This is a genomic window from Pseudonocardia sp. McavD-2-B, assembly GCF_024124365.1.
GTDB classification, from domain to species: domain Bacteria; phylum Actinomycetota; class Actinomycetes; order Mycobacteriales; family Pseudonocardiaceae; genus Pseudonocardia; species Pseudonocardia alni.
Window position 1 is genome coordinate 21753 of the sequence record NZ_JAMXSG010000017.1, and the last position, 20701, is coordinate 42453.

Sequence of the window (20701 nt, forward strand, 5' to 3'; positions counted from 1 at the left end):
ACGGAAGCGGGGGCTCGATGAGATGGGATCTGGTGAACGTGCGTAACTGGAACTGGTGAACTGGAGTCGATGGTAAGTCGTGACGATCGGAGGTAGCGAGATGCGTAACTGGAACTGGTGACAGGTGGTCGGGTCATGGCGGGCGAGAAAGAAGGGAAGGTGCGGGTAATGCGTAACTGGAACTGGTGATGGCGCTGTCGATGGGTCCGCATGTCCTGTGCGAAGGAGGGGTTTGAGTGCGCAACTGGAACTGGTGAACGTGGAGTGGTCTGTTCTTGTGGCTATAGGAGGGAGTGTGCAGTGCGCAACTGGAACTGGTGAATGCATCCCACTGGTGGGTATCGCGTGAAGGGAGATGGCTCGTGCGCAACTGGAACTGGTGACTCGACGATTTCTGGGGATTCGCGAAGAGAGAGGAGAGGGCTCGTGCGCAACTGGAGCTGGTGAACGGTCGGGATCGTCCGGTCGAACGACTAGGCAGGGGGATGGATGCGTAACTGGAACTGGTGACGTGATTCTGATCGAACAAGCAAGAGAGGAGAGGTGACGTGATGCGTAACCGTGTGTGGATCTGAGGTCTTCACTGGCGACGGCCAGGCGGTGAAAGTGCGAAGCACGACGACGGTGAGGCGGTGGGGAGCCCGAGTGGAAAGTCGGCACCCCCACCGCTCACAGCGCTCGGGCCGACCCAGACACCGCCAAGGCCGCGAGCCCGACCCCAGCGACGGCGGCGGTGACCGCCACCGCAACGCCAGGGGAGGACCACTCGGCGAGCAACCCGGCCGCGAGAAGGCCGATACCCTGCGCGCCGATCAGGCCGGCGGCGGCAAGCCCGGTCGCGCGCCCCCGCGCCTTGGCGGGAGTCCGGCGCACGAAGCCGGCCTGAGCCTGGATCAATGCGGCGGCCACGGCCGCTCCGCTGAGCGCCCACAGCGCGGCGACCGCAACGACCGACGTCGCGATCGCGCTCACCATCAGGGGGACCCCCGCGACCACCGCAAGCGGGAGCATCCAGCGCTCCCGGGCCCCCTGGGGGACCCAACGGGTGAAGACGATCGCCCCGACGACGCTGCCGGCCGGGATGGCTGCCAGCAGGATCCCGACGGCGACCGGACCAGCGCCCAGCTGCGCGGCATACGGAGCAGCCACCCCCTCAGGGGCGATGTAGGTCCCGGCCATCCAGACGACGAGGGCCAACGTGCGACGCGAGGGATCGGCGAACACCGTGTGCGCCCCAACGGCGATGTCACGCCACCAGGAACGGACCTCGCCGGCCTCGGCAGCAGCGGGCGCCGCCCGAGCCGTGACCCCGGCGGTCAGCACGACAGCTGAGAGGACGAAGGTCCCGGCGTTCGCCAGCAGAGCGGTCTGCGGACTCAGCAGAGCCAGCAGTGCGCCGCCGGTCGCGAACCCGGCGACCTGCGCGACCTGCCCCGTCACCTGGCGAACGGCGTACCCGCGTTCGAGCAGGTCGCCGCGCAGGATCTCGGGCAGCAACGCCCCCTGCGCCGCCGAGTGCGGGGAGCCCAGCAACACCATGACCACGATCAGGGCGCACAGCACGGGTAGGGGAAGGCCGGGCCACGCCATCGGTACGACCAGTGCCGCGCGGGCGAGGTCGCTGCCGATCATCACCCGGCGGCGGGGATATCGGTCGGCGACCCATCCCAGCAACGCACCGCCGAGCAGCGCGGGTAGGAAGGTCAACGCGTACACGGTCGCCGACAGGGCCGCCGAGCTCGTGCGGTCGTAGACCAGTACCGAGAACGCCACCCGAGCGAGCTGGTCGCCCAGGATCGAAACGACCTCAGCCGACCACAGCGCACGGAACTCACGAAGCGCGAAGACCTGGGTCAGACGGCGGGGCCCAGGCACGGCGGCTGCAGAGTCGGCATCGTTCATAGTCGGCGCCCGACCATGTCACGAACAGCAACACGCCGGACACCCAGGGTCCGATCCCGCCCACTAAGCGAACAACACTCGCGAACAGCTGATCAGACACCGCTCCGACCGGGGTACAGCGTCCCTGCGTCGGGATGGCGCCACTGGCCGGTAGAACTACCGTCGGCCTCTCCGTGACTCGGGAGTGGGCCAGATGAGGGGGGCAGGGTGGTGGCGCAAGGGGACTCCGCGGGCTCGCGATCTCTGGCGGACAAGCTGAACTACCTGTTCAGCACGCTGGAGTCGCAAGGGCGGCCCACCACTCTCGACGAGGTAGTCGCGGGCATTCAGGCCTCCGGCGGATCGGTGTCGCGCGCGACGCTCAACCACCTGCGCCTCGGGCGCACCACCAACCCGTCGAAGGCAACCCTGGAGGACATCGCCCGGTTCTTCCAGGTGCCGGTCAGCTACCTGCTTGACGACCCCTACGCCCAGGTCAGCACCGAGGAACTCGAGGTGCTGCAGGTCGTGCGGCAGGCAGACATCGCCGACCTCGTCCGGGCCATCGGTCACCTGCGGCCGGCGACCCGCCGAGCGCTGGAGCAGGTCGTCGCTGATCTGCGGGCCATGCCGACTCCCGGACCCACAGACCGCCCCTGACCTGGCTCCTCATCCGGCAGTGGGGCTCGCGACCAGCCGCGACGGATGGCTGTAGTTCGGTCGCTGTTCCGGCGTCTGGGAATGTCAACCCCGGCTGGCCCCGGAGAGACGTCCTGAAGTGGCCCCGGTGGCCGTGCTCTGGCCCCATGTCCGTCGTCGGCGGGCTGGCGTGTGTCGTCAGGACTCACACTGCCCTCGCTCGCGATCGGATGTCCACGCGCTGCGCCAGCTCGGACAGCAGGAGGGCAACGCCGGCTGTGACGGCCGCGATCACGCCAAGCCATCTGACATCCAGCGCAGTGAGGACTGCGGCGCCGAGGAGCCCGGACAGCGAGATCGCGAGGTACAGCGCCGCGCCGTTGAGCGCGACTGACAGCGATGTTTGGCCTCCCAAACTCAGGATCCGATACGTCTGAGGAGCGCTCACCCCGAAGCCGATCACCCCATACGCGGCCGCGGCGACCAGAGCAGCCGGAAGGGTCGTGCTCCAGTACGGAGTCATTAAGAAGACGATGACGAGGCCTATCAGTGAGCCTGCGACGACAGGTCGTCCGCCGACGCGGTCAGCCAGACGCCCTGCCAGCAGATTTCCAGCGATTCCCGCGACACCGAGTACGACGAGGATGCTTGCCAGCTGAAGGCCGTCGCCGCCGGTTGCCTCCTGGGCTACGACCGAGATGTAGGTGTACGGGATGTAGATGGCGGTAAAGGCTGCCAACGTCGTGGCGAGGAGGGCAAGCACGCGCCGGTCGACGAGTGGTTTCAGCCGCTCGCGGAGTCCGGCCAGTTCATCGGGTGCGGCCTGAACCGGCGGGATCCATGCGAGGACCGCGACGCCGACGAGGAGGGCGAGTCCGGTCAGCATGAGCATGGTGGCCCGCCATCCAGCGATGGCCGCGAGTGCCGTTCCGAGTGGGGCGCCGACGGCGATCGCCACGGTCATACCCGTTGTGACGATGGCGACGGCTCTACCGCGTCGCTCCGGTTTCTCAAGAGCCGCAGCGGTCACGGTGGCAGTCGGCAGAAACAGGCCGGCCCCGCACGCAGCTAGCACTTGCCCGCCGAGCAGGACACCGAAGGTGCCAGCAGCCGCGCTCAGCGCGGTCCCGACGAGGTAAAGACCGAGCGCAAGAAGCAGGACCCGGCGGCGAGCCCAGCGAACGCTGGATGCCGCGAGGACCGGTCCGGCGATGGCTGCAGTCACTCCGAATACCGTTACGACCTGGCCCGCGGTCGCCACGGATACCCCGAGCGAACTCCCCAGCTCCGGCAACAGTCCTGCAAGCACTAGTTCGCAGGTCCCTACTGCGAAGGCACCGACCCCCAATAAATGGGGCGCTCTGACCGGACCCTGCATGGGCCTCATCACCTCACGATAGGGCTCGACGATATGGCTCGGTTGCGGTCGTCATCGGCAGTCGAACACCGAAGGGCCGTCGTCGTCGAGCCAGTTCCGTGACGCCTTGAATGGCCACTCGTCGTGTTACTCGCGAGACATCCTGCCCCCTCAGCTGAGGAGTCTCGACGCCGTGGTTTCGGCCGCAAGGGCGCCTACGGCATAGCTACGCGATGGCTGGCTGCGCCACCCTTGCCCCCGACAGCACGACGAGCAAGGCGGCCAGCACATGGGGACCGGGAGGAACCGGATTCGAGGCCGGCTCCGGAATGCAGGCCGAGAGCTGCCTGCGGGCCATGCCGACTCCCGGACACACCGAGCGCCCGGACCGCCCCTGACCTGCCCGCTCATCCGGCAGTGGGACTCGCGACCAGCCGCGACGGATGGCGGTAGTTCGGGCGCTGTTCCGGCGTCCTAGGGGCGTCGGGACCCACCGCGAAGTACTCGTTGACCAGCAGCGGAGCCGTCGTAGCGGAGGCGACCCTGTCCTGGCCGGTCCGGCCGTCGAGGACCAGCGGTCCGGCGTCGGTATAGCCGTAGACCATGCCGTGCCAGGCGGTGGTGACCGTCGGTGGGACCCGCCCCGAGTCACGGGTGATCCGCCACAGCTCGACGCCGGCGGCGTCGAACCCGAGGACGGCGTCGGTCCCAACGTAGGGGGCGAGCGAGCAGATCGTGAGGGCCTGGTCGTCGGAGCGGCAGGACCAGCCCGGCTGGCCGTTGAGCGGACTCTCGACCGATCGCCCGGTCGCGATCTCCACGACCTGACTGCCTCCGGCCGGGCGCGACAGGCTGCTCAGGTCGACCAGCATCCGAGCTCGCCCGACCGGCCACACCGCGCTGCCCGTGAGCCCGGCCCAGCGGGTGCTGCCGTCGCCGATGCTCAGGCCGCGCAGTTCACGCTCGACGAGGTCGCGGACCTCGACGGCGACGGTGCTCTCGCCGACGAGCACAGCAGCGACGCCGGGCGCGGACCATCGCAGGGTTCCCCCTGCCAGGTCGACCGCGGCGGTGTGGGCGGTCGCGGAGGTCGATGCGCTCACGATGGCCGTGGTACCCACGACGCCGGCGACCGAGACCGTGAAGCCCGTCAGCGACTCCTCGAGCCACTCGAGAGGCAGAGGGACGGTGATGGAGGACAGCGTGCGGGCGGTGCCCGGATCCGCGGCGACCAGCTCGATGCCGCGGCGGGCCGGGGTGGTGCCCTGGCCGGGCTGCTCGACCGGCCAGGCCGCCAGGACCCGACGGCCCTCGGGCAGGTCGGCCAGCACCGGGGCGCCGAGCACCGGCGGTGCCCCGATCGCGGTCGGCCGGGACACATCCAGTCCGCTGAACAGCGGGGCCCGGGGGAAGCCGCCCACGATCGCCTCACCCGAGGTCAGGTCGACCCGGGTCAGGCCGGCATCGGACAACGACCAGCCATAGACGCCGTCGAGGACCTGCGGGGCCGGGAGCCCGGTGTCCCCGCCGAGGGACAACGCGGCGGGCCCGAACGCCGTCGGGGGATCGAACGCCTGCCTGGCAGGCGGGGGCGGCGCCCCGGGGGCGTCGACGGGGGCTGGGGCCGTGCACCCGACGAGGAGCAGCGCCGCGGCAGCGCCGGCGACCGCGGCTGCGACACGACGCCACTGATCAGCGCGTGAACAGGTTGCTGCCCAGGTAGATCTGCCAGTCGGAGTCTTCAAGCCCGTGCCCCCCGGATCGCAGGTGATAGCTCATCCCCGGGCCGCGGAAGCCCTTCCCCGTGGCCGGCGGCCAGTTCGCCGAGGACAAGCCGGTCTCCCCGAGCCCGTAGAGCTCATAGACCGGGGCGGCACCGAGGTAGGACAGAAACTCGCCCTGCGGGTCGGCGTTGCCGTCCTCGGCGGCCGAAGCGACCACGACCCGGCCCGGCGCGATCAGCGCGAGCAGCTCGTTCTGATCCACCGGCAGGGCGTCGGCGTTGCCGTCGAAACGCTTGTAGGTCTCGGGGAACCAGTGCGGGAACTGGGAGTTGATCGCCGAGATCGACTCGCCCGAGGAGTCGCGGCGGGCGAGCTTCGCGCCGGTGGAGCCGGAGTTGTTCGAGATGACCACCGGGAACCGCGGGTCCTGGGCTCCGGCCCACAGCGCGGCCTTCCCTCCGCGGGAGTGTCCGATCACCGCGACCTTGCTCGGGTCGATGTCGGGGTCGGTCTGCAGGTAGTCCATCGCTCGGCTGGCGCCCCACGCCCACGCACTGATCGTGCGGCCCGCGTCGGCCGGGAGGTCCTGTCCGGCGGGGTAGAACGCGTTGATCACACCGTTGCGGTAGGAGCCGGCGTCGTCGGGGGCGACTTCCTCGGCGTTGAGCGCGGCCAGGGCATAGCCGTCACCGGTGATCGTCGAGACCGGGGCGTAGCCCCCCGAACCCGGGTCGTCTCCCACCGAGCCCCGGTGGTCGATCAGCAGGAACGTGCCCTTCGGCTTGCCCGACGACGGGGTGAACAGCCGCAGCGTGAAGCTCGCCGTGCCCTCAGGTCCGGTCACCGTGATCGTGACCTTCTTGGCCGACCCGCCGCCCCCGCCGCTGTCCTCGGAGAACGTCGTCTTCGTCGGTGCGGGCAGCGAGGTGCCGTAGACGTTGTCCTGGAAGGCCTCGAGCAGCTGCGGGCGGCGCTGCTGCTCCCACTGGCGCACACTGGTGACACGACCACCCGAGTCCAGAGCGAGCGGATCAGGGACCTCCAGGCCGCCCAGCGGGACCGCCGCCCGCACAACCGCGGCGGCCACAGCCGGGGACCGGTCGACGCCGACCGTCGCCGATCGCGTCACCGCGACCTCGGACTCCTCGGCGGGGAGCACGGCCACGAGCAACGCGACAGCGCCGGCGACCACGCCAATCGGTGCACGCCGGCGGCGAGTCCCAGCCCTCATCCGACCGTCCATTCGTTGATACGAAGGAGGGTAGACGATCCAGTCAGATGGATCTAGAACATGGGCTCTACCGTCAGATACTGGAGGTTCAGGACGTGTCTGGGTCGCCGGATGCGGTGGTTCGGGTGTAGAGCAGCAGATCGCCTGGCTGGCAGTTCAGCTCGCGGCAGAGTGCCTGCAGCGTGCTGAAGCGGATCGCACGGGCTCTTCCTGTCTTGAGGTTCGACAGGTTGGCCATCGTGATACCGACGCGCTGGGAGAGTTCGGTCAAGGTCATCTCTCGGTTGCGAAGGACCTTGTCGAGGGTGACTGTCACGGTCGGCTCGTCCTGCTCAGACGGTGAAGTCATTCTCTTCCTTGTACAGCAGGGGTATGCCTAGAAGGACCCGGAGCACGGTGAGGCTTGTACTCGCCTGGGTCAGCTTCATCACAGGCTCTCCTTATCGCAAATCGATGTTATCGAAGAACGATAAGCGCTGCGGGCTGGGAGCGCAACAGCCCCCGAATCGCGGCTGCTCGGCTGGACTTGCTTCACGCCCGAGGACAGTCGTGGCGACGCCGCCAGATGCCGTTCTTGGTCTGGATCAGCCCCAGCTCTCGAGGATCCAGGCAAGTCCCGGCCAGCCGGTGGGCGTCCCAGAGCTCGGTGTCGTCGAACACGGCCCCGCAGCCGCCGAAGCGGCGGCAGCAGTGGGCCCGGTCGGCTCCCACCCACTCCCAGCCGCAACACCTGACCCGCACAATCTCGCCCACGATCGCCTGATCCTGTCATCCCCCGCCACCGGGGCAGCGGGCCCAGCCGAGCGCTCTGCGGTCGCGGTAGGGCAGACCGGTCTGCAACGCACCGGCCGCGCGGAGAACGTCGAACACTACGAGGGTGACCGGCACGCTGGCCAGCAGCTGCCGACGGACTCGACATCAACGAGCTGATGATGTGGCTGGCCAGTGCCTGGCGGCTGCGCCGCGGCCTGCGGCGCGGTCCCGGCACCATCCAAGAGTTGTGGACGGGGTCGTTGAAATCTACTGCTGTTCCCACTCGGGACGGTGGAGTTCGTACTCGACTTCACCGTGCTCGGCGCCCTCGATAGCCTCCGGCCAGTCCCCGGTGAAGTTCCGGACGAAGGACAGGCCCGACTTCTCCATGACACGGCGAGAACGGGTGTTGACGGCCATTGTGTTCGCCGTGATCCGCTCGACTTCCAGGTCCGTGAACCCCTTGCGGATCAGGGCCCGGGAGCCCTCGGTGGCGTAACCACGTCCCCATGCCGCCTGGTTCAACCGGTAGCCGAGTTCGACCACAGCAGGGCTGTGCTCCTCCAACGGCCGGAACTCAAACCAACCCAGGAAGGTGCCGGTGATCTTCTCCTGAGCGGCCCAGTATCCGCGGGTTTTCCAGCATGGGTAGTCGTGCAGGAGTCGCGGCAGGGTCCGCGTCTCGATCGTCTCGCGGCTGGTGGGATCGCCACCGTTGATGAAGCGCATGACCTCGGGGTCGTTGTCCAGGGCGAGCAGGTGGTCAGTGTCGGCCGCTGTGAACGCGCGCAGGATGAGCCGGTCGGTTTCCAGGAAGTTGGTCAGGCCGCGATCTTCACCCCAGGTCGGCCGGGCCTGCCACCAGTTTTCCGACCGGCGGCAGTTGGCTGTGTTCATGCCGAGCGGACCGCGGATCGCTCGACCAGGACGCCGTTCTCGAACGTGGCGCCCGCGCGGACCAGGGCGACGAGGTGTGCTCCGGTGACCGCGCGCAGTGGGCCGGGTGGACTCGACTGACCGCATAGGCTAGCGGCACCACGCACCGCCGCAGCCTTCTCCTCCCGCGAGTACCGCCGCGTCGTGGGCGTCGAGGGCGCAGCGCCCGGCCAGCGGGGCAGGCAGCACGAACGGGCCCGGCCCGTCGGGGGTCCTCTTCCCACGCGGCCCGAGTCAGCAGCAGCTCCTCGACCTCACGCAGGACCTCGGTCAGCCCGTCGACCAGATCAGGCACCAACACCCGCCGTGCCCCGGAGTCGCTGTCGGCGTCGGTCGGCCGGTCGTCGGTCACGACTGCGGGCGCGGTGAGGGGGTCTGCAGGACCGCAAGGACCGCCTCGGAGGCGATCTGTTCGGCGTCGGGCCCGAGGTCGATCCCGCGGCTGGTGACGACATCGCGGAGCCGTGCCGCCGCCGCATCGACGTCGCGGGCGGCGGCGGGAACGGTGTCATCCGGTCGGGCGGGGTCGTGCTGGTCCGTGGGCTGGGCGATCGCGGTCCAGGGCGAGGTCCAGACCGGGACCCCGCGGTCGATGAACCCGGGCAGGTCCGCGGAGTCCGGGCGGCCGGCGAACACCGGTGGGTACTCGATGCGCCGTTCGTCGGGGCCGCCGCGGATCTGGGCGGTGACGACCTGGATCCCGCAGGATCCGCAGCGGCCCAACGTCAGGTGCCCGGTGCGGGCAGCGAGCGTGTCCGCATCGCCGAGATCATCGGTGCCGGTCGGGCCCGGGACGGGCTGCCAGAGCAACGGTTCGTGGGAGCCGAGGTGGGCGACGACATGGGCGCTCGGGTGGGTGCACGGGGCGGGTGCGGCGCTGACGGTGTCTCCGTGGAGGTCCAGCCGGCGGCGATCGCGCGGCGGGCGTGCTGCTGGGCGGTCATCCGTCGGGAGACCTGGTCCCACAGCTGGCCGAGGGGGCGGGGTTCGGCTCGGTCGTCGATGGCCGGGGCGGACGTCGTCAGCTCCCGGCGATGACGATGCGGGTGCCCTCCGGGGCCGGTGTGTCCAGGTCGGTCACCCGGACGCCATCGAGGCGAACTCGCCCGGCCTCGAAGTGCATCGCGAGCCGATCGCCCAACGCCGCCGCCCGGGTTCGCACGGTCGGAACGTCCTGCGGCGCGGTCTCATCACTCACGCCGGTCATCGTAGGTGGCTCCCATGCCTCTGCCACCGCGCCGCAGCTTCCCCGACGCAAAATCGGCCAGGATCTCGTCACCGAACGCGAGGTCGCCCCGTACCCCGGACTTGATCATCAGCCAGGACTCCGACGCCTGCACCGCCCGCTCCCGGGAGATCCCCTCCGCGAGGTAGGCGTCCCGCACCGCGTGCACGCACGCCGACAGTTCGTCGCCGTAGAGGCCCTCCATCGCGGCCTTCACCGATGGGTCGCGGGCGACGACCTCCTCGTACCGCATCCGCTCCGCGTCGCACACCGCCTGGATCCGCGCCACCGCAGCATCGGTCAGCTCCTCCGCGGAAGGTCCGTCACCGGTCACGCTCGCCGGCCTTCCAACGCCGGATCGCGTCCCGCATCCCCGACAGCGGGTCAGCCTGCCGCCGCCGGTGCTCCGCCTGGAGCTGCTCCGTCCGCCGTCGCCGCTGCTTGTGCAGCTCCGCGAGGTACGCCCGCCCCTCGTCGGTCGGCCAGCCGTCCGCGTCCACGAGCCCGTAGCGGCGCAGCCACCGCAGCGCGACACGGGGCTGCGACTCCGGTCCCTGCCCGCCGTCGACGAGGCGGTGCAGCGTCGCCCGCTGGAGAGGCGTGAGGTCCACGCCGTTGATCGTGGCTCAGCGAGTAGCCGCGCCGCCAGCGGGCACCCGGCCCGGGTGCGGTGCACGGTCAAGCCCCGCGCCGAACCGCACCGGGGCGGCCGGGCCCGCTCTCGGGGGACCGCGGTCCGGCCGCCCCACCTCGCCGCAGAACGTGCAACGGCCCCGACCTCAGGTGAGGGGAGGGGGCCGGGCGGTCAGGTCGTCCGGTCCGGCGAGGTTCAGGCGTTCGCCACAGCCCGGCAGGCGCTCACGAGGTCGCCCACCATCCCGGCACCATCACCGGCCAGCGTCGCGATCGTCGACAGGCCCCCACACCCGGCCGCTGCCGAGTCAGGGCACGAATGAGGTCGACCGTGCCGGCGTCGGCCGAGGGGTAGGAACCGATGCGGGTGTTCTAGGTCTACGGTCCGCGAGGTGAACTACGCCCCCGATGAACAGGACGCGCTCATAGCGGACGCCCTGGCCCTCGGCGGCGAGGACTTCGTCGCCGAACTCCACCAGCAGGCCGGCGAGCAGACCGCCGAGCTCGTCCCCTGGGACGGGCACGGGGCCGAACCGGCCGGCTATCGCACGGTGTGGCTGATCATCGCCCGTCGTCTGATCGACGATCGCCGCGACGCGCTCGCTCTTCCCCCGCTGCGGCCACACCAGCCCCATCCCGACCACGAACCGCGCGTCCCGGGACAGGTGCCGGGAAACCTGGCGACATCGGCGGGATTCCACTGGCTGGGCGACGGCCTGCTCAGCGCTGCCGACGAGCTCGATGAGCAGCAGCTGCGCGACTACGTCCGCGCGCTCGCCCGCCACCTGCACGAACTCGCCCGGGCCACAGGCACACGGACCGACGCGGGCGACCACCTCTGATCTCGCGCTCCCTCGTCATCAGGGGCCTTCGGGTCCCGGGTGTGCGACGGGATCGAGTAAGTGGCGCGATGTTCATGCCTGGCCGGTGAAGGCAGACTCGTTGCGTGAGCGACCCCGCGGATGACCCGTCCGATGACGACGCCCGGAGTTGGGCCGTCGATGCCGGCGACCAGGCAGCCACGCAGGTTCTCGGTGGCGCTGGTGAGCTGGCAACGTTGAGAGAGTTCCTGGGGTACATGCGGGACGGAGTAATCCGGAAGGCACTGGATGTCTCCGACGATGCCGGTGGCCGTGCCGGGGTTCCCTCCGGAACCAGCATCGCCTGGGTCGTCACCCACCTCGCAGCGTCCGAGCGGTTCTGGTTCTGCGGCCTGGCCGTCGACGACTGGGCGGCGGTGTCGACGCCCCCGCCGGGGCGTCCGATCAGCGCCATGGTCGCCGACTACCGCGACGCCATCACCGAAGCCGACACGATCCTCGACTGCTGGGACGACCTCGACCGGGTGCTGGCGCGGCCGCCCGGCAGCGAGCTCAGAGCAACAGCGCGTTGGATCCTGCAGCACATGATCACTGAGACCGCTCGCCACGCAGGCCACGCCGACATCCTGCGCGAACAGATCGACGGCTCCGTCGGCCGATAGCGGCGGGGTCGGGTCGGGATCCTCGGGGAGCCGACCGGCCGCCCCCCGTCGGCTGGGGCCGTGGCCAGTGCCGGCCGGGCTGCTTTAGGGCAGCTCGACCGGGAACAACGCGGTTTGCTCCGCCACCACGGCTACCGGCCCGGCGCGCAACGCGCACTTCCGGCACGTCACGGGATCGCTGGTGGCGAGCAGGTCGCCAGCTGCGGCGAATCCGGACCAGCCCTGGTGACAGGCCGGGACCGGCAACGTGAGGTCGCCGAGCCAGGAACGGAAGGCGACAGCGTGAACGACTCGGGAGCGGCCGATGCGGAGCTGGTGACCAGTGAACCGGTCGACCTGGGCGCGGGCGAAGTCCTCCGGATCCACCCGGCGGGGGAACAGGTCCAGGGCGAGGGTCACCGCTCATCTCCTTCCACCCGCAGACCGAGCTCGCCCCGAAGCGTGGCACAGGGGACCGACAATCACTGCCGCGCCGGCTGCGCGCGGTAGCCGGCGTCTCCGGGGACCGGTGTGAGCGGTGGGTCAGGCCGGGGGCGGTGCCGCCTGCCAGCCGTTGATTCTCTGGCGCGCGTCGCCGTCGCGGCCGTGCCGGGCGTCCTCGGCTGCGGGTCAGCTGGGGCCGGTGGTCTTGATGTCTTCCCTACCGGCTGCGGTCGTCGGCGAGGTTCCGACCTCGACGGGCGCTGTGGAGTATCCGAGGCTGCGCATTCTCTCGATCATGGGGTCTGGTTCCCCACGTAGCTCGGCGGCGTAGCGCTCGACGCCGGCGCGGAACCAGATCGCGACCCCCTCGCGGACACGCGGGGGGAAGTTGTCGCGGGAGGTGTGGCGGTAGGCCATGGCTCGTTTCACGCCGAGGATCTGGCAGACCTCGTCGATGCCGACGACGTCGGGGAAGCGGTCGATGGCCAGGCGACGATCGACCTCGTCGAGTGTGAGGACTTCCAAGGCGACGGTGCGGACGCGGCCGCGGTTCTCCGGGGTCGTCAGGGGGACGACGCGTTCGAGACCCTCGCGAGCGGCGGCCTCCAAGACGCGTGCGAAGTCGGCGAGGCCGCTGCCCATGGCGCGATTGGTGGTGGTGGGGATGACCCAGCCGAGGCGGTCGATCGGCTCACCGCGAACGGGGGCCGTGGTCATCGCGACCCCGTCGTTGCCGACCCTTGCGGCCACGGCCTGGCCGATCTCGTGGACATCGGTATCGGCCGGGATCGGCGGGTCGATGGCCAGAGTGATCGACAGGGAGATGTATCGGACGGCGGGGGAGGAGTCCACGCTCCGAACCTACGACTCCAATAGACAATTGTCTACTGTCGTGTGTGCGGTGAGCAGCTCGCCAGGACAGCCGTGGCGGAACTGCTACCGCATGTAGTTACTTCTGATGATCCCGGCGTCGGGGAGGAAACGCCCTTCGGGCAATCGCGGATATGCCGGACGTGACTACTCCGTACGGCCCCAACGGCCCGCAGAACCCGCCCCCCTACCGGCCCGGACCCGCTGGCCAGCCCCAGTACGGGCAGCCCCAGTACGGGCAGCCTCAGCAGCAGTGGGGGCCGCCGCAGCAGCAGTGGGCCGCCACCCCGCCCCCGCCGCCGGAGCCGCCGAAGAAGAAGGGCGGGAAGCTGCGCTGGGTCGTCGCGGTCGTTGGCCTGCTCGTCCTGGTCGGCATGATTAACGGCGGCAAGGACGAACCCGCTGACACCACCGCAGCCGCGGCCCCTGCCGCTGCCGCACCGGCCGTCGCGGCGCCGGCGCAGGCCGAGGCGGTCCCGGCCGCCGAAGAGAACGCCGACGGCTACGGGAAGAAGACCGCCTCGTTCGGTGAAGAGGTCAACGCGGGAGGCATGATCGTCACCGCTCAAGCTCCGAAGGAACTCTCCCAGCCCTACCTCGGTACCCAGGCCTGCGCGACGGTCACGCTCCGGAACGAGGCCGACTCCCAGAAGTCGTTCTCCCCGTTCGACTGGAAGTTCCGCACCAAGGACGGGGTCGAGGTGACGGCGAACATCCCGTTCAACGCCGACAAGGCGCTCAACACCGGGCAGCTCACCCCAGGTGGGAAGGTCTCCGGCCAGGTCTGCGCCGACACCCAGACCACCGGCGTCACCACCGTGGTCTACAACCCCGGCTTCGGGATCATGCACGAGATCACCTTCCAGTGATTCCCTGAACTCCAGGCCACTCACCGACCGGTGCCCGGTCGGGGTCACCTGAGTAGTCACGCACCAGACCTCCGACCGGGCACCCCCGCAAGAAGGCCACGACCCCGCACTTCACCCGAAGTGCGGGGTCCTGGTCGTCCCGCGCGGCGACGGAACACAGCCATGCCGTGCCAGAACCCTGGAAGCTGGGATGAGGGCGGTACGAGGACATCGGGACGATGTGTGCGCCGGAGGCGGGGCCGCTGCTCGACGGGGAGCTGCACGGCAGCTCTTGTTGACCAAGGTCAAGTACGGCGTTCCGTCACCACCGGCTCACGCCCGTCAGAGCAGGGGCGGCCACCGGTAGGCAGACCCGCCCGGGCCGCAGCCTCGCGGAGTGTCACCCAGCGTGCGCCACCGACCTTCCCGGCCGTCGCCGCTACCGGTGGGTGAGGCGTCCTTGGAGCGAGTCATGCCGGGCTCCCTCCGCTGGGCTGGGCGGGGGTGGGCGGCGACTCGTCTCGGTGTGCGTGCGGGGTGGCCCGCACCGCCATGTCGTCGTTACGGGCCTGGATGAGCCAGGGACCCCAGTCCTGGGTCCGCAACGGCTCGGCGTTCTCGACCCGGTCGCAGCGATGCTCACTGGTGGAGCAGTAGCCGGCGCGGGCGGCGTGTTTGGTGTCGATCATGGCGTAGGCGGTCGGGACCCAACGGGTGTGCCAGTCCGCGACCAGGACCGGGGAGCCGTCGGGGCCGTAGGCGTGGACGTGGGTCTGGTGCAGCCAGGACAGGGTTTCGCGGCCCCAGTGGTGCATGGGCCAGCAGGGCGGGATCTGGCGGCAGGTCGGGGCAAGAGTAGGGATGGCGATGGTGTCCATCCAGCGGGCCAGCTCGTCCCACGCGGCTGCAGCCTCCTGGGCGGACAGTCGCGCCCACACCACTGGCCCGGCCCCGTTGCGGTCGGGCGGGCCTGGGGCAGTCGCGGCCGCGAGTTCGTCGATCTGGGGTGCGAGCTCTGCCAAGACCGCGGCCTGCTCGCGGCTGTATTGATCGAGCTCGCCGAGTCTGCGCTCGGTGTAGGAGTGGCGTTCGTCGTGAGCGCGCAGTGTGGCGCGCAGAGCGGCCACCGCTTCGAGCAGCTCCTCGATCCGAGGATCACCCGCCTGCGGGCCGGTCATGACCGTCGCCCTCGGTGCGCGGTGGGGTCCTCGACCGCGGTCCACACCGCCTGGGGCCCGGCCATGGTGATCATGGGGCGCGGGGTGGGGCGAGCGGTGACCGTACTGGGTGCGGTTCTGGTCATGCCTGCCTTCCTGTACTGGGGGTGTGCGAAGAGTGGCCGGCGAGGGCGTAGGGATCTCACGGGTTTCCCTCGAGCAGCGCGATGATCCGGTCGTTGAGCGCGTCGGCGTCGTCGGCGATGCTGTCGAGGAGGGTGAGGACCTGGTCCAGACTGGGTGTTTCTCGCCCCGCGGCCGCCCGGGTGCGCACGGTGGGGACGTCCGGCGGCGCGTCGTGCTCGCCGGGCTGTGATGCGCGGGCGGCGGTGAGTGCGAGCCGGGTACGGATGGTGCGCGCGGTGATGGGGCGGTAGTCGTCGTGCCAGCCGTAGCGGTCGATGGCCGGCAGGAGTGTGGCGGCGGCGCACCACCGCTGGGGGGCCCTGCACTGGTGACGGTGCGGGCCGGTGGCGGTCGGGGCGTGGGCGCGGGTGAGGTCCATGCGGGCCGATCCGCGGCCCAGCCCGTCGAGGACGCCGAGGAGCTCCAGCCAGCGCACGACGGCACACGTCGGGCAGCGCCGCGGGTCGACGTCGACAGGCACCGGCTGTGCCCCGACCCGCACGCCCTCGTCGTCGACGATGACCGCGGCGGGCACCAGCTCCCGCACCCGTGCCTGCGGCAGGTCCAGGACCACGGTGGCGACGACGAGGAAGGCGTCACGGCGGCCGTGGAGCCCGTGAGGCCATCCGCGGGTCGCGCAGGCAGCGATCATCTCCCCCGGATCAGGGGCGTCTGCGCGAGCAGCCCGCGGCCGCGGCCGCGGAAGCGCGGCGGGCCCGGTCTCTGGGCGGGGGAGCAGATACCCGATCTGGCGGTGAGCGGTTGCGATCGCGCGCACCCGCCGCGCCTGGGTGGCCGGGCGCGCCGGGAGCGCGGTGAAGAACCCGACCAGCGTGGGCACCGTGGTCGGCAGAGCTGGTTGCCCGGTCGCGGCGGCGTAGTCGCAGAACAACGCCCACTCCCGCCCGTAGCCGGCACCGGCGGCGTCCCGGGGCGGTGATGCGGCAGGCGCCGGACCCGCACGATCGGTCGTCGATCGATTCGCCGGGTCACTCATGGTTCAGGACCCGGTCCAGTGCCTTCCGGCCGGCCGGTCCCCAGGCCGGTTTGCCGCCGGGTAGGCCCCGGTCGCCGTTCTGGCCCATCAGCATCAGGAACAGGCTCTTGAGCAGAGCCAGTCCCCGAGCACGCCGCACCGTCGCCTCGTCGACCTCGCCGTAGGCGGAGAAGAAGTGCTCGGCCATGCCCGCTGGGAGCACCACCCAGGCGGCCGCGAGATCCACCGCGGGGTCGCCGGCGAACAGAGCCCCGAAATCGACCACCCCGGTCAGCGTCCCGTCCGCGATGACGACGTTCGCGGGGTGCAGGTCGCCGTGCACCCACACCCGCCGCCCGGCCCACCCGGGCGTGGCGACCGCGTCCTGCCAGACCGCGCGAGCTCCGGCGGTATCGACATCGAACGCGGCTGTGTCGATCGAGCCCAGGAAGTGCTCGAAGCCTCCGGTGCTCTCGCGAGGGTGGGCTCCGATTCCCATGTCATCACCGGGTGCGTCGCCCGGTGCTGGGACGTGCAGGGCCTGGAGGAACGCGGCGAGGGTGTCGGCGGCGTGCTCGGGCCGGGCGATCACCCCCTGGTCCAGCGGGCAACCGGGCACCCAGGTCATGACGGTCCACAGCTTCCCGAAGCGCTCGCACGGTGTGCCGGTGCGGACCGGGACGGGGATCGGTAACGGCAGTCGCGGGGAGAGGTGGGGTAGCCAACGCCGTTCCTTGAGCTGCGGATCCGGGGTGGTGTCCATGCGTTGGATCCGCACCGCGAGCTCGTCCCCGAGTCGCCACATCTGATTGCCCCAGCCGCCCTCCACCTCGCTGAGGGGAAGATCCGCCAGGTCCGGGTGCTGGTCCTGCAGCAGCTCGCGGACCAGACACTCGGTGATCTCCGGCTCGGTCAGGGGCACGCCTCAGACCGTAGCGGGGCATGCCGACACCGAGACCACGCCAGATGAGCCCGCGACTTCTCGGATCCACCCGCACCCTCGCTCAGCATGCTTCGTGAACAGGCGCGGTGAAGCGATGGTGTCGGGCCGCGGGCACGAGCGCGAGCGCTCGGCGACAGCGCGACTCGGCCGGCCGGGGCTGAGCGCTGTAGCTGCACTGGAACCTCGGGCATCGCGTGAACTGGTTGTGGTCGAATCGGACATTGCGGTAGTTTCTGGGAACCGACCTACCTGATCCGCGGGGGAGTCAGCGCGCTGTCGCGCGTCTCCAGCCAGGAGGTCGCACTCATGAACGCCGACCAGTCCGATTTGTGGCGCTCCCAGGGCAGCCCCGCGCCGATTGTGCTGTGGGACATGCTTGACGGTCCGATGCCGCGAGGGCTTCTCGGTGTCGGTGACCCGAACGTTCACCTCATCGACGACCGGTGGACCCTGTTCGTCGGCGGCTTCACCACCACGTTCCGCAACCGCCTGTTCCGCGCGCACCTGGTCGACGAGGCGACCGGCCCCGGCGGTCCATGGCGGGTCGACCGCGACCCTCGGGGCCGGGCCCGACCGCTGGCCGCCGACCCGCCGAAGGGCAGTTGGGACGCTGCCGGCATGCACACCCCGAGCTACGTCCCGCCGGCCGCGGGCAACGGCGCCCGGATCTATTACTCGGGCCGGGCGAACGCAAAGCACTACGGGCCCGGGAGCAGATACGCGATCGGCGTGCTGGAGTACGTCGACGGCCAGTGGCGGCGGCGCGGAGGGCCGGTGCTGGAGGGTGGCCCCCCGCGGTGGAGCGTGCTGGAACCGCGCGTCGTTCACTTCGGGGGGCGCTACCGGATGTGGTATCAGGCGAACCCGCACGAGATCGGTCCCGGCGAGCACCCCGACTACGAGCTGCACTGCGTCGAGAGCGAGGACGGCCTGACCGGTTGGACACCGCCGCGTGTGTTCGCCGGGCCGGACGAGGGCTTCTTCGACATCGCGATCGCGCCGCGCGGCGACAGATGGTTGATGCTGCTCGCACGCGGGTCCGACCTGCACAACACGGGCGGCTTCCCGCCGCAGGGCCTCTGGTGGAGCACAGCGGCGCACCCCAGCACCGACCGCGCGGACTGGTCGCGACCGCGGCGGCTCCTCAACACCGACGCGCCGGATACTCCAACCTGGATGGCCCGCGGAACCTACGGACCGGGGCTCGCGTTCGATCCTGCCAACCCCGCTCGCGTCACGGTGCTGCTGACGGGCGTCCGGGACGCCCCGCGATGGCCCCGCCTGATGCTCGGGCGGGTCTCCCGGCTGCGTCGCCCGCCGGTGCCCGCACCGTTCTACCTGTCGGTGGCTTCTCTGATGCTTGATCTGCCGACCTGCTGATCGATGCGCTTACACGGCCGGAGTCCAGATCGGCGTAGGGCTCAGTGCGCTGTGCTTTGCACTAGCTGTACTGACCGGAGACGTTGGTCGAACTCGTGTGACGACACGATCTAGCTGATCTTGAAGGGTGAGGACCTCCTGCGGAGGGTGTGGAGCTGTCGAAGGCACCCGCACCCACAACCACAGGAGGTCCTCGTGGTCCACGCTAACGCTCCACTGTCCGAACGCGGCCGACTGCGCCTGGCGCGTCTGATCGTCGAGGGCGACGTGCCGATCGCTGCGGCCGCTGCCCGGTTCCAGGTGGCCTGGCCGACCGCGAAACGCTGGGCCGACCGCTACCGCCTCGACGGCCCGGTCGGCATGGCCGATCGCTCCAGCCGGCCGCACCACTCGCCGCGGGCGACGCCGGCACCGGTGGTGCGCCGGATCGTGCACCTGCGCTGGAAGAAGCGCCTGGGCCCGGTCCAGATCGCCGACCGGGTCGGTGTCGCTGCCTCGACCGTGCACCGGGTGCTGGTGCGGTGTCGGATCAACCGCCTCGCCCATGTCGACCGCGCCACCGGAGAACCGGTGCGTCGCTACGAACACCCCGCCCCCGGGGATCTGCTGCACGTGGATGTGAAAAAGCTGGGCAACATCCCCGACGGCGGCGGCTGGCGCTATGTCGGGCGCGCCCAGGGAGACCGCAACCGGGCCGCGACCCCTGGGAAACTTCGCAACGCCCACCACCAGGCGAAGATGGGCACGGCGTTCGTGCACACCGTGCTCGACGACCACTCCCGCCTGGCCTACGCCGAGATCCACGACGACGAGACCGCCGCCACCGCGATCGCTGTGCTGCGCCGCGCGGTGGCCTGGTTCTCCGCCCGCGGGGTCACCACCCGCCGAGTCCTGTCCGACAACGGCTCGGCCTACCGCTCCCACGCCTGGCGCGACACCTGCCACGCGCTGCGGATCACCCCGAAACGCACCCGTCCCTACCGCCCACAGACCAACGGAAAGATCGAACGGTTCCACCGCACTCTCGCCGACGGCTGGGCCTTCGCCCGGCTCTACACCGGCGAGTCGCAACGCCGAAAGGCGCTACCCGGGTGGCTGCACGAGTACAACCACCACAGGCCCCACACCGCCATCGGTGGTCTCCCACCGATCAGCAGGTTGACCAACCTGTCCGGGCAGTACAACTAGCCCTCAACGAGTACGCGGCGCGTACTCGAATGTGTACGCGTTCGGGTACGCTGGGCGGTGTGTGGGTGCCTGAGGTGTTGTCGTTTCGTGAGTTCCGTACGGCGTTGGCGGCGACGTTGAAGCGGGTGCAGGAGCCCGAGGCCGAGCCGGTGTTCGTCGGTGCTCATCGCAAGCCCGAGGCGGTGGTGATGTCGGTGGCCCGCTACGAACAGCTCATCGGGGCCGCGCAGCGACGGGCCGATGTCGACGAGGCCCTCGCCTCGGTCCGCGCCGAGGGCCTGGAGCCGAGCGCGGAGGGTCTGGCGTTGCTCGACGGTGTCGCTGCCGGCTCGTTGAGCACCGGCGAGGCTCGTGAGCGTGTCCTGGCCCGCTACCGCCGTTGACCGGCCCGGACCCCTACCTCGACCTCGCCACCGGCGTTCTGCGGAACCGGCTGGGGATCACCGATCCGGGAGAGCTCGCCCAGGCCGAGGCCGAGCTCACCGCGCTACGCCTGATCGAGCTGCGCCAGGCGCCGCTACCTGGACGCTACGACCTGGACCACCTGCAGGACTTCCACCACCACATCTTCAGCGACCTCTACGACTGGGCCGGTCAGCTGCGCACCGTGTCCATCGGCAAGGGACAGCTGTTCTGCCTCCCTCAGCACCTCGAGACCTTCGCCGCCGACATCTTCGGTCGCCTCCACTCCGAGCAGGTGCTGCGCGGGCGTGACCTCGACGGCTTCGTCACCGGCCTGGTCGAGCTACTGGGCGACATCAACGCCCTGCACCCGTTCCGGGAGGGCAACGGGCGCACCCAGCGGGCGTTCCTGGCCCAGCTCGCCCACAACGCCGGCTACGAGCTGCGCTGGACCACGATGGACCCC

At 70.3% G+C, this 20701-nt stretch carries 24 protein-coding genes; 8 read left to right on the forward strand and 16 right to left on the reverse strand.

Going from position 1 to position 20701, the window contains the following annotated elements; all coding sequences use genetic code 11:
- Nucleotides 1–669: 669 nt before the first annotated feature.
- Nucleotides 670–1902, reverse strand: a complete 1233-nt coding sequence (locus NH602_RS04740) for an MFS transporter (protein WP_253067117.1) — start codon at nt 1900–1902, stop codon at nt 670–672.
- 207 nt (nt 1903–2109) lie between these two features.
- On the opposite strand from NH602_RS04740, the gene NH602_RS04745 reads away from it, so the two are divergent.
- The gene (locus tag NH602_RS04745; protein ID WP_253067118.1) at nt 2110–2541 is read left to right on the forward strand and encodes a helix-turn-helix domain-containing protein; all 432 of its coding nucleotides are present in this window, start codon (nt 2110–2112) and stop codon (nt 2539–2541) included.
- Nucleotides 2542–2725: 184 nt separating this feature from the next.
- On the opposite strand, the gene NH602_RS04750 is transcribed toward NH602_RS04745, so the two are convergent.
- The 10 genes from NH602_RS04750 to NH602_RS04795 all read right to left on the reverse strand — a co-directional run bounded on the left by NH602_RS04750 (nt 2726) and on the right by NH602_RS04795 (nt 10357).
- Nucleotides 2726–3907, reverse strand: coding sequence for an MFS transporter (locus NH602_RS04750; protein ID WP_308292807.1), 1182 nt, complete (start codon nt 3905–3907; stop codon nt 2726–2728).
- A 377-nt stretch (nt 3908–4284) separates the two neighbouring features.
- Nucleotides 4285–5415 carry a hypothetical protein gene (locus NH602_RS04755; protein ID WP_253067119.1) on the reverse strand — a complete coding sequence of 377 codons (1131 nt, stop codon included), beginning with the start codon at nt 5413–5415 and terminating at the stop codon, nt 4285–4287.
- A 154-nt stretch (nt 5416–5569) separates the two neighbouring features.
- A complete protein-coding gene (locus tag NH602_RS04760; protein ID WP_253067120.1) occupies nt 5570–6793 on the reverse strand; it encodes a dienelactone hydrolase family protein in 1224 nt (407 codons plus the stop codon).
- A gap of 127 nt (nt 6794–6920) precedes the next feature.
- Nucleotides 6921–7181: a helix-turn-helix transcriptional regulator gene (locus tag NH602_RS04765; RefSeq protein ID WP_224404238.1), complete on the reverse strand. Its 261-nt coding sequence runs from the start codon at nt 7179–7181 to the stop codon at nt 6921–6923.
- 182 nt (nt 7182–7363) lie between these two features.
- A complete protein-coding gene (locus tag NH602_RS04770) occupies nt 7364–7585 on the reverse strand; it encodes a hypothetical protein (protein ID WP_253067121.1) in 222 nt (73 codons plus the stop codon).
- 267 nt (nt 7586–7852) lie between these two features.
- Nucleotides 7853–8410, reverse strand: coding sequence for a GNAT family N-acetyltransferase (locus NH602_RS04775; protein WP_253067138.1), 558 nt, complete (start codon nt 8408–8410; stop codon nt 7853–7855).
- Between the two features lie 459 nt (nt 8411–8869).
- Nucleotides 8870–9331, reverse strand: a complete 462-nt coding sequence (locus NH602_RS04780; RefSeq protein ID WP_253067122.1) for a hypothetical protein — start codon at nt 9329–9331, stop codon at nt 8870–8872.
- 211 nt (nt 9332–9542) lie between these two features.
- Nucleotides 9543–9719: a hypothetical protein gene (locus NH602_RS04785; protein WP_253067123.1), complete on the reverse strand. Its 177-nt coding sequence runs from the start codon at nt 9717–9719 to the stop codon at nt 9543–9545.
- Entirely contained in the window at nt 9712–10080 is a 369-nt protein-coding gene (locus tag NH602_RS04790) for a hypothetical protein (RefSeq protein WP_253067124.1), read from the reverse strand. Before NH602_RS04790 ends, NH602_RS04785 begins: the two co-directional genes overlap by 8 nt.
- Nucleotides 10070–10357: a hypothetical protein gene (locus NH602_RS04795; RefSeq protein WP_253067125.1), complete on the reverse strand. Its 288-nt coding sequence runs from the start codon at nt 10355–10357 to the stop codon at nt 10070–10072. The genes NH602_RS04790 and NH602_RS04795 overlap by 11 nt, the downstream gene beginning before the upstream one ends.
- A 414-nt stretch (nt 10358–10771) precedes the next feature.
- On the opposite strand from NH602_RS04795, the gene NH602_RS04800 reads away from it, so the two are divergent.
- A complete protein-coding gene (locus NH602_RS04800) occupies nt 10772–11221 on the forward strand; it encodes a hypothetical protein (protein WP_253067126.1) in 450 nt (149 codons plus the stop codon).
- A gap of 104 nt (nt 11222–11325) precedes the next feature.
- Nucleotides 11326–11862 (forward strand): DinB family protein, encoded by a 537-nt coding sequence (locus NH602_RS04805; RefSeq protein ID WP_253067127.1) that lies wholly within the window; start codon nt 11326–11328, stop codon nt 11860–11862.
- An 84-nt stretch (nt 11863–11946) separates the two neighbouring features.
- Here the strand turns inward: NH602_RS04805 and NH602_RS04810 are convergent, their stop codons facing one another.
- Together NH602_RS04810 and NH602_RS04815 are read right to left on the reverse strand one after the other, a co-directional pair.
- Nucleotides 11947–12261, reverse strand: coding sequence for a hypothetical protein (locus NH602_RS04810; RefSeq protein WP_253067128.1), 315 nt, complete (start codon nt 12259–12261; stop codon nt 11947–11949).
- A gap of 210 nt (nt 12262–12471) precedes the next feature.
- Nucleotides 12472–13137 carry an AlpA family transcriptional regulator gene (locus NH602_RS04815; protein WP_253067129.1) on the reverse strand — a complete coding sequence of 222 codons (666 nt, stop codon included), beginning with the start codon at nt 13135–13137 and terminating at the stop codon, nt 12472–12474.
- 161 nt (nt 13138–13298) lie between these two features.
- Here NH602_RS04815 and NH602_RS04820 point away from each other — a divergent pair, with 161 nt between their 5' ends.
- On the forward strand, nt 13299–14024 hold the full coding sequence (locus tag NH602_RS04820; protein WP_253067130.1) for a DUF4352 domain-containing protein: 726 nt from the start codon (nt 13299–13301) through the stop codon (nt 14022–14024).
- Between the two features lie 449 nt (nt 14025–14473).
- On the opposite strand, the gene NH602_RS04825 is transcribed toward NH602_RS04820, so the two are convergent.
- The 3 genes from NH602_RS04825 to NH602_RS04835 form a co-directional block, all read right to left on the reverse strand.
- Nucleotides 14474–15181 carry a hypothetical protein gene (locus NH602_RS04825; protein ID WP_253067131.1) on the reverse strand — a complete coding sequence of 236 codons (708 nt, stop codon included), beginning with the start codon at nt 15179–15181 and terminating at the stop codon, nt 14474–14476.
- 181 nt (nt 15182–15362) lie between these two features.
- Nucleotides 15363–15998, reverse strand: coding sequence for a hypothetical protein (locus NH602_RS04830; protein ID WP_253067132.1), 636 nt, complete (start codon nt 15996–15998; stop codon nt 15363–15365).
- Between the two features lie 337 nt (nt 15999–16335).
- Nucleotides 16336–17244, reverse strand: a complete 909-nt coding sequence (locus tag NH602_RS04835; RefSeq protein WP_253067133.1) for a phosphotransferase — start codon at nt 17242–17244, stop codon at nt 16336–16338.
- 327 nt (nt 17245–17571) lie between these two features.
- On the opposite strand from NH602_RS04835, the gene NH602_RS04840 reads away from it, so the two are divergent.
- The 4 genes from NH602_RS04840 to NH602_RS04855 form a co-directional block, all read left to right on the forward strand.
- Entirely contained in the window at nt 17572–18645 is a 1074-nt protein-coding gene (locus tag NH602_RS04840; protein ID WP_253067134.1) for a hypothetical protein, read from the forward strand.
- A 195-nt stretch (nt 18646–18840) separates the two neighbouring features.
- Nucleotides 18841–19833 carry an IS481 family transposase gene (locus tag NH602_RS04845; protein ID WP_253067135.1) on the forward strand — a complete coding sequence of 331 codons (993 nt, stop codon included), beginning with the start codon at nt 18841–18843 and terminating at the stop codon, nt 19831–19833.
- Between the two features lie 65 nt (nt 19834–19898).
- On the forward strand, nt 19899–20216 hold the full coding sequence (locus NH602_RS31795) for a type II toxin-antitoxin system Phd/YefM family antitoxin (RefSeq protein WP_224404004.1): 318 nt from the start codon (nt 19899–19901) through the stop codon (nt 20214–20216).
- Nucleotides 20213–20701: Fic family protein (locus NH602_RS04855; protein ID WP_253067136.1), on the forward strand; the 489-nt coding region annotated here is incomplete at its 3' end. The genes NH602_RS31795 and NH602_RS04855, both read left to right, overlap by 4 nt.